This is a genomic window from Photorhabdus sp. P32 (assembly GCF_038085095.1).
Taxonomy (GTDB): Bacteria; Pseudomonadota; Gammaproteobacteria; order Enterobacterales; family Enterobacteriaceae; genus Photorhabdus; species Photorhabdus luminescens.
This window is the reverse complement of record NZ_JAZGJN010000173.1, coordinates 1-9,587: the sequence shown is the minus strand read 5'-3', so window position 1 is coordinate 9,587 and position 9,587 is coordinate 1. Positions and strand designations below refer to the sequence as shown.

At 45.5% G+C, this 9,587-nt stretch carries 6 protein-coding genes and 2 pseudogenes; all 8 read right to left on the bottom strand.

What is annotated here, in order from left to right:
- On the bottom strand, positions 1-1,492 hold a 1,492-nt coding region (locus V2H77_RS01805; protein ID WP_341497427.1), incomplete at its 3' end, for a T6SS effector BTH_I2691 family protein.
- A 129-nt stretch (positions 1,493-1,621) separates the two neighbouring features.
- Entirely contained in the window at positions 1,622-2,473 is an 852-nt protein-coding gene (locus V2H77_RS01800; protein ID WP_341497426.1) for a hypothetical protein, read from the bottom strand.
- 7 nt (positions 2,474-2,480) lie between these two features.
- A complete protein-coding gene (locus V2H77_RS01795) occupies positions 2,481-4,859 on the bottom strand; it encodes a type VI secretion system Vgr family protein (RefSeq protein ID WP_341497425.1) in 2,379 nt (792 codons plus the stop codon).
- An 815-nt stretch (positions 4,860-5,674) separates the two neighbouring features.
- Positions 5,675-5,752 (bottom strand): annotated as a pseudogene (locus tag V2H77_RS23560) (PAAR domain-containing protein); the annotation flags it as partial.
- A complete protein-coding gene (locus V2H77_RS01790; protein ID WP_341497424.1) occupies positions 5,749-6,540 on the bottom strand; it encodes a hypothetical protein in 792 nt (263 codons plus the stop codon). The pseudogene V2H77_RS23560 and the gene V2H77_RS01790, both read right to left, overlap by 4 nt.
- A 239-nt stretch (positions 6,541-6,779) precedes the next feature.
- A complete protein-coding gene (locus tag V2H77_RS01785) occupies positions 6,780-7,838 on the bottom strand; it encodes a DUF6708 domain-containing protein (protein ID WP_341497423.1) in 1,059 nt (352 codons plus the stop codon).
- Positions 7,839-7,840: 2 nt separating this feature from the next.
- A complete protein-coding gene (locus V2H77_RS01780) occupies positions 7,841-8,911 on the bottom strand; it encodes a DUF6708 domain-containing protein (protein WP_341497422.1) in 1,071 nt (356 codons plus the stop codon).
- A gap of 2 nt (positions 8,912-8,913) precedes the next feature.
- Positions 8,914-9,587 (bottom strand): annotated as a pseudogene (locus tag V2H77_RS01775) (hypothetical protein); the annotation flags it as partial.

The following is a 9,587-nucleotide window of genomic DNA, read 5'->3' as shown; positions in this document are numbered from 1 at the left end:
TGCTACTCAGTTCATTCAGGTATTTTTCCATCGTGAGGGAAACCGGTTCATGGAAGTGCTCAGCGATGTCTTTAAGCCCATCGGGTATTTTATCCCAGGCGAGAGAGCCGTAATCTCCACCGGTCTTTAAGACGCCGTGAGTTCGCTCTATCCTTTTATCACTGTTCATCACCAGCGCACGTAACAGCAAATTATCCGGCGTGATGGCGGCGCTCATCATCTGCTCCTGAAAATAACGGGAGGCTCCCAGTTTGTCCTGCATGCCGGCAACACAGTCATGAACCGATTGAACAAACAGCGCACCGCTGTAATCGTCCGTGCTATCAAAGTTATGATCAAAGTAGTCCAGCAGGGTCTGGCTTTTCATCCAGTCCAGATACATCTCGGTCATCGGAGAGATAATGGTGTTGTCATACCGCGTCAGATCGGCAGTGAACCGGTCCATAAACGCTTTTTCTTTATCACGATCAATGTACTTTTCGTAATCTGACCAATATTCCTGTACCAGCCGTTTTAACACCGAATTGTTTAACTGGTGCCCGGTTTCCGCAAGCTCCTGATTACCCGGTATATATAATCCGCCAGTAGTGTAGTAACCGTATCGTATTTGGTTTTCAAGCGTTTCATCTGACTTTAGCTGCTCCCGCTCAAACTGCCGACACACCGCCTCTTTCAGCGTGCTTAGAGAAGCCGAAAGCGCAGCCCCTCGGGTATAATGTGGATTGTCATGAAACTGGGTTTTTAACCGGTAATTCGCCAGCGCGGTAATATCCTGCACCACAGCAACCGGATCAGGCAGGTACAGTATGACCCCTTTGTCTGGCAGTAATTTTTCGGCAGCCCGCTTTATAGCGTCCTGATCATCCAATAACAATTTCCCATTCCAATGAGAGCTGGTGTAATCTGAGATATGCTGGTAGGTACCTATCCTCATATAGTATTCCGCTACGGTATCCGTCAGTGACGAAAACGGCAGCGCATTCTCCCCCTCTCCACAGTTCAGCCATTTTTCCATATCAAAACGCTGCATATATCGCGCACGGTATGCCGGATCTTCATGCTTTTTACGTACCGCGTCCGTCCACGCCACCGCCGACCAGGCAAACCAAAAGGCTTTGTTTGCCACCCCCTTCGGCAACACCGGTAATGTCACCAGCGAAGCACGCGCCAACTCATCTGGTTCATCAATGCACGGTTTCATTTCACCGCTGGCTAAACGGGGAGGCACTTTGCCATTTTTCGGCAGGGGATAAAAATACCCCTCATCAGTCACGTAATAATTGATCCAGCCATTGACCAGCTCATCCCAGATATATACAAAACCTTCACGCAGCAGACGGGTGGTATAGCCGGTTTCGCCTTTTCTCTCTACCGGCATCGGTATGCTCGCAGGCAAATCCGGCACGCCATCACCCTGCGCCTTAATGGCAGGACGAACCAGTAAAACAGGCAATCCCTTGCGGGTACAAAAATTACAGCCAGGGTTATTCACAATAAAATCTCCTGTATTGCACACAATTTATTTCAGGTTTTCCGGGTTAAGGCGGCTCAGCAACGTTCCGTTCGCGTCGCTAGCGATAATCGATGTTTCTTTAAGGTTCATCGTTCATAATTCCATCGGCTAAAGTTGCAGGTAACGAACTTTACTGGTCATTTCCTGCCACTGTTCATCCGTCCAGCTACAGGTGATACGCTGGTAGTACCCGGTGACATGTCGGCACCGGTCCAACAGCTCCTTCATTCTCGGTGCCTGATGAAATTCGTCATTTAGGGTGACGCCATGTAACGCAAAAGCCGTCAGATCCTGCTTATAGGTTAATGACCACTGCGTCATAGCGATATCAAGTAGCGCATCAATACGACGGCTAAGCGTCTGCCGCTGAGCAATATCAAACGTCGTCGGCAACTGGTCCAATACCTGATTAATCAGGCCAATACGCTGAATTTGAGCAAATGACGCCGACGTTTCTCCTTGCTGGTAACGGACTTTCTCCGGGAAAGCCAGCGTATGCCAGTCACCCGCCAGCCAGAATGTCCAGTGAGTAATGTCATCCGCGGCAATCCGGCGTGAAAATGCCCAAGAATCCATCATCCAGTACAAATGAAACAGGACTCGGGGATCGTAATAACGCAGGATATGCCCCTGCTGTTTCTCCTTGAGATACAAGGCATTAACCAGCACGTTTTTGATGGCCGCCGGAGATAAATCACTTTTAAGCAATAAAGCGAGAAATGGCGGCGAGTCAGGATCTGTTTTCAGACGCGCTTCATTGAGCAGACGGAACCAAACATCAGACGGTAACTCACGCAACGGTAACAGCCAGGGATAAAAATGCGCCTGAGGAGCAAGCAGCGGTGAAACAACTTCAATCACCGGCAATGCTTCCGGCAACTGTTGTACAACCACACGATCAATCAGCGCATACTGATGCTCAGCCAATGCCAGCGGCTCAGTCAGGTAATGAGTCATCATCAATTCCTTAGCCTAATGGCACCGTAGCGTCACCCTGATCGGCGGCTTCGGCGACCATCGTGTCACAGGCGGTAAAATTGGGATAAGGCACATCCAGCTTTGCCGGTTCAGCGTAATCGAAATTGGCGCTTTTGACGTTAAAATCGCCCGGAGAGCCATGTTCGATCTTGCCGGGTTCAAGGGTCAGATAAGAGCCGCCACACTGCAACGTGATTTTCTTTTTAGCCGAGATCAGGATTTCGTCATCACTGCTGGTGATAGTCACACCTTTCTTTGCAACAACTTCAATACCATCAGTTTGGGCCTGCATCTGAATCTTCCCGGCTGCCGCAACCAGTTTCATCCCTAGCTCATGCACGAAAACCACCATTGATTTTTTTGCCGCCAGCACCATACGTTTCAACGACGAGATTTCAGTGTTGCCGCCGGCAGTCATCATCAGGTTTTTACTGGCGCTGTGCTGAATATGCTGCGGTGTTGACAACGCAATCCCACCTGACGCCCCCGCAACAATCACCGGTTCCCGCAATTGCTCGACATTCCGTTGTAGAAAATGCTGTTGGGTATCATTATCCAGCGGATCGATCTGTGCCGTTTGCAGCAGATCCGAGAGCGATTCCGCCAGTGACAAAGCATCGGCAAGCTGGCGTTTGATTTCATCCATGTCCAGTTGTTTGCCACCGGCTTTAGGCTGTGCATGCGTATTCAACAACAGCCCCTTCCCGGCCCGGATGGCTCCCCAGTCGTCGGTGCGCAACTCAAACCCTTCGCCGCGCTTGTTGGGATGCGGTCGCTGTCCGTCCACCAAATGGCCCAGATTGAGCTGGCTTTTACCGCCGTACTCGGTGCTCAGTTTGATGTGCTCTTTTCCGCGATCGTCGTCCATCCGCAGTTTGTTGTTGGCCGGGGTGCGCAACACGTTACGTCTGTAGTTGTAGAGCGTCACGTGGTCTTCATGCCGGGAGTCATGCAACGCATGGGCGATGTAGGGCCGGTCCGGGTTACCCTGTTCAAACGCGATCGCCACTTCCGTCCCCTGGATCAGCGGCCAGTGAAAACCGTGAGTTTTACCGGCATACGGCCGGGCTAAACGCACCCACAGGCTTTCGCCCCCCAACGGCCATTCATCCAAATCAAAATCAAATTTGACGCGGTAGCGGCCCGTGATGTCGATATGGCCGTAGGCGTCGTTCGGCCAGTCGCTGGTCACCCGCGCCGGAACCGTACCGGCAATCACCGGCCGTTCTCTCAGCAACGGCCGGTAGCTCAGCACTTCGCTGTAAGGAATGCCGCTAAAACTGACCAGATAGTTGCTGTCACGCCGGGCGCTGCTTCGCATGGCGACAATCAATACCCCCGTTTTTCCCACCGCCGCCGGTCTCTCCCCTTCCAGCTCCAGCACTAAACCGGAAACCACCATCGGGGAGGAACTTTTGCCGCTGATAAGATGCTGCCGGTACAGGTCGCGCTCGTGATGCAAACGGGCGTAGAATCCCGCCGTTTCCGGTGCCGGTTGGATTTGTTCTCCCTTCTCAAGAAAGTTATCGCCATAACGGTAAACTTCACCAACTACGGTGGTATCCCGATCCCGGCCGACCTGATATTGCAGATCATTGCCCGCCTCCCGGTAGTTGTAGTCCCGCACCTTCACCCTTTGCGTCACCACCTGATGTTCAACGTGCAAATCCCACACCGAGTCATGGTCGTTGTGATTCATGCCCGCCGGGTCACGTAACGGTAACTTCACGTCGTACTGATAATTGCGCTGGTTATCCCCAAACCGCACCACTTCAATCCCTAAACGGCCATCCATTTCGAAGCGATACCAGATCCCCACTTCCGCCAGAATGCGCTGGATAAAGTCCAGATCGCTCTCCTGCCACTGCACCACCAGCTCCCGCTTTGGATAATCCCGCACCAGCGTGAACAGAAAATCCTGCCCGCGAAATTCGTGTCGGTCACGCAGGATCTTTTCCACAATTTCCGGGACCGACTGGTGCTGGTAAATCCCACTGCGCCGGGTGTGACGCAGCAACGCCAGATAGGGTTCCAGACAGACCTGATAGCGTGTTTCATCCGCCGAGGCGGCCAGCCGGTTAAACCGGGTGATGACGCCGTGTACTTTACGCACCTGTTCCGGGTTTTCCGGCGCCTGCAAGATAAACGTGGCCGGTTTGTTCAACATCGCCGCCGGGTCGATATCCCGGGTCGGGCTGGTGAAATCAATGGTGTAGCAATACGGGGCGCACAGGCGCTCTTCCCCGGTGAAGCTGAACACCTCCAGCTCGGCCTTGCAGCGCCGGATTTCAAGCCGGTAACGGGCATGGCCCAGCAGCACGGGTTTACTCGCCTGAAGCTGACGGGCACGCAGCATTTTTCTGTCCATCAATAGTTTTCCTCCGATATCAGATAAAGCGGTCGGTTCACTCAGCGAAAAGGGCGCCCCACTTTTTAATAAAGTGCCTGTCGTCATAAGCGGTTATGTCAATTCAACTACCGAAAATCCAACCGAATATATCCTCGGTTGTTAACCCTGATAAATGCGGGGAACAGTCAATTGATGCCGGTACTGCTTAATTGAGAGCTAACCAGAATAACAATAATCGCGAAGGCCAGTCATCTGCCCGCGAATTAATAGATTCATTAACTACCTATAGAGTGATGGAATAATTTATATCCTCCCTGCGGGTGAATATAAAGATCAAGTCTTTTTTTATTAAACAGCACAATTTGCTTAATATCAACGGCAAAATTCATCTTATTTAAACCAAATATAAACAGGATTTAATTTGTTTATATAAAAAGATTGCATTGATTTAAATAATATGAAATCAATTTACCTTTCTTATATTAATTTCGTTCAAAATCATTGAAATAAAGTCTATTTTTATATTATTTTCAATAGGTTAAATAATATAAAAAACCCGTCTTATGATTAATACTCACTATCATCCATACGTCACCAATGCGTAAAAAAAGAATGATTCTCAGTGACATTCTGCGAATGAGAATAGATTGCATTATTTGGCGTCATTCCATCCATAATAAATTAACCCTGATTCAGGGCAGCAATAACCCTGCCTTATAATAAAGCCTCACAAATAAATAGGAATATCACGATGATATGATTATAAAATATTGAAACCGAATGCATGGCAGAACTCAGTGACCTATTCTGGCGATAACCGGTAAAGACCGCCAAAATTTCATTTTCTGCGAACCACTCAGCACCTGATCGCCGTGAGTAGTTTTATCGTGAATACGAATAATATCTTTCATTCTATAGCCCCTTGTTGTGTTAATTTTTTTTCAATTTCGTCAACACCGGCATATGCATCAACTATTTCAATAAGATTACGATTAATATTTACTACTTCCTTTAATGAATTAGTTTGGATAACAAAGCTAATTGTCTTTTCACCTTTTTTCTTCATCAATACCTGTTTACAATCTACCTGATAGGTTTTGCTAAATGCAGAAGGTGTAATAACCAATTGATTGCCATAAATACCTAACACTGGTCGAAAAGCAAGACGAATACCGTTAAAAGCAAACACGATTGCAGCACTCGCTAACACTTTCCCTATAGGCACTACAAAACCTATATTCCCCATAGATACTTCAGCACTTAACTGAATAATAGCAGCTACACCCAATAAGACCGTAATTATATAAAAACGTTCCTGACGGAAATGAAGGTAAGGGGAAAGTTGCTTTTTATTTACCAATTTAAATAGCGGAAACCCATCAAAGCGACAATTGTTATAGCTAAAAAGAAAACCGATGATATAAACAAATCCTAAGGGAAGTGTCATAAAACCAGACAGCATAGCCAAAAAGAGCGCCAGTTTTTTATGAACGAAAAGCAATAATACACTGACCATCTGTATCGCAATAGCAATGGCTATCAGTTTAGCAATAGGGTAAAGCTCCTTTAAAGCCTCTTGCTCCTGATAATCTAAACCATTTAGAGTTGCCTGTTGTGGCTGTAAATAATAAAAAAACCCTCCGATAGCTATCAAATCAATAATCAAACTTAACCAAAGGACCATACTCAACTTTTTCATAAAAATTCCAACCAATCATTTTAATTAAACTTACGGTTTCTCTTGTATTACACAATACTTTCTCTCAGGCGAGCAGGAGCTATTAACTAAATGTTAATTATGATTCTCCTTTCATGAGATAGTTACTTTTCGTTTTTTACTTTTTCACCCTTAACCTCTCCCATCATTACATCTTCGTTGGTTTTTTACAGAATAAATCACCAAGCCAGGAGCAATTAATGTCGTTCATGTACTCGCCTTTATTTATCCGTAGATGAATGAGCCATTGCAATTTTCTCTTGCAAACGGGTATGTGCTGAGAATTGGCGATCATATAATGCCTGACGTTCTTCCCGCGCCTGATTCGCCAAAATATAACGCCATAAATGCACGGGATTATTATCAGCGCTGACATTAATCGGATCATCAGGATCAACCTGACAAGCTTCTTCCACTTCTTGGGGCCATTGCGGTATTTTGCTGGTCTGCATTGCAATATAACGGGCAACACTGGTAATTAAATCAAATGGCAGCTTTACGATTCCAAAAATCCAGTTTAAACGAGAATTCATCCGTATCAGATACTGTAATCCAAAAATATAACTCTCCTTCTGTTTATCAATGGGAGGACATAAAGAAATAATATCCGCCTGTTCCTGTAAACCATCTTCCTCCATATAACAACGAATAAATTCCCAATAACCCGGTAACATGTCCCGTAAACCAGAAATCCCAAGGCTAAATGTCTCTAATACCGTTTCCTGATCGTCTGCCAGAATATAGCCATCAATACTCCATTCCGGCCACTTGCCACCTCCTATTGTCAAAGTAAAAAACACCTCCTTCCAGGGAACCGATAATACCGTGCCATTGAAATGGTAAACATGGATCATCTGAGTTTTGCGGTTAAAACGGATTGGGTAGTGTGTTGTAGCAAACCATTCTTTTAGAGTAAATTTGCCACTGAAATAGACAAACAGAGATATAACAGGTAGAACAATTAGAAGACTTAACAGAATTTCATGATCTCCTTTTATATATTGGTAAATTGTGTAACCAATAGAAAATAAGGCCATTCCTAAGCAACAAAAAAACAATGTTGCAGTAAGCGAACTAACAAATCCCTTATCCCCATAGTATTTATCTACTGTTTCCATATAAGTAGAATTCATACGGATCACCGTATTGTAATCAACAATATACTGACCATATTTGCTGTTTAGCTGAGTCGGTTTTCCTTGACAAAGTTGATCATCTTTTTCTTCCCAAGTCAAAGGACGATTCAATTTATAAGGGGTATACAAGCCATTTCCTTGCATAATTATGCTTCCGCCGAAGTTGAGTGAGCCATTGCAATTTTCTCTTGCAAACGCTTATGCGCTGATGACAGACGATCATTTATCGCCTGATATTCTTCCAGCGTCTGGTTCGCCAAAATATGACGCCATAAATGCACGGGATTATTAGCAGCACTAACGTTAATTAGGTCATCAGGATCAACCTGACAGGCATCTTCCACTTCCTTAGGCCATTGCGGTATTTTGCTGGTCTGCATCGCAATATAACGGGCAATACTTGTAATTAGATCAAATGGAAAATTTATCAGTTCAACAAACCAGTCCAAACGAGAATTCATCCGCATTAGATACTGTAATCCAAAAATATAACCTTCTTTCTTCTGCTCAATAGGTGGACACAATAAGATAATATCCGCCTGTTCCTGTAAACCATCTTCCTCCATATAACAACGGATAAATTCCCAATAGCCCGGCATCAATTCCCGAAATACTCCAGAAAATCCCAAACTAAATGTATCCAATACAGTTTCCTTATCGTCTGCCAGCATATGACCGTTAATACACCATTCCGTCATCTTGCCGCTGTACTTGGTCAGGGTAAAAAACACCTCTTTCCAGGGAACCGATAATACTGTGCCATCAAAACGGTAAACATGGATCATTTGGGTTTTGCGGTTAAATCGAATTGGATAATGTGTCTTAGCAAACCACTCTTTTAGGGTCAATTTGCCACTAAAATAGATCAATATCGCAAAACCTGCTGTCAACATAAATACCCCGAATAAAGAAGGGATTATCTTTTTATAAATAATATACTGATAAGCCATTCCACCATAAGCGTATAGTATTAATCCAAAACAACTCAAAAAAAGCGGCGCAAATAGTGAACTAATAAATCCTCTATTTTGGTAATATTTATCCACAGTCTCCATATAAGTCGAGTTCATACGGATCACCGTATCGTACTCAATCATATATTCGCCTGTTTTACCCGTTAATCGGGTCGGTTTTCCTTGATAAAATTGATCATCTTTCTCTTGCTGAGTCAAAGGACGATTCAGTTCGTAGGACATATAAAATCGACTTAATAGCATAGTTATGCTCCCGCAGTCATTAATTTATTAAAAGCATCCATTTCCATTCTGCTATCAGGCCAGATAGCAGGAATATCTCCTTCACCTGCCGGAATTTTGCGCCACAGACAGGCCGCCAGCCATTTCTGGATCTCATTTTTTTTCTTCATTGCCAGATAAATATTGGCACCAAAGAAAAATACCAAAGCCAAAATGATCCCCCACGGACCTAAAGTAATTAATTTGATCGCAGCAACAAACAAGAGTCCTCCACTTATTGCCGAAACCAAGTAGGCAATTCCTAGACTTCCATTCTTTTTGAAAAAGAATTCATCTATCATATGACACAAATCCCACACCACCCCAACGATCCCGGCCCAAGCGCCAAAGATTTTTACTACCTCAAGACCCCACAGTACTTTGGTCAGTACATTTTCCCCCAAGATAGAACCCAATAGAGGCTTTAACCTAAGTACCTGAAAATTATTCAACAGCCGTTCACAGGTTTCAGCGATAGTCCCCATTGCAGCGACCAAATCTGCTGCAAATCGGGTACATGCCTCAGTCTTGCCCTCTGGCCACCCAGCCGCGCGCAATGCGGAAATCTGCAACACCAGAGAGAAGGTACTGCCAACAAAGGGCGGGACGCTTGCCAACTGTTTGGCTACACTCTCAACAGAACTGGCCTCTAACTGCG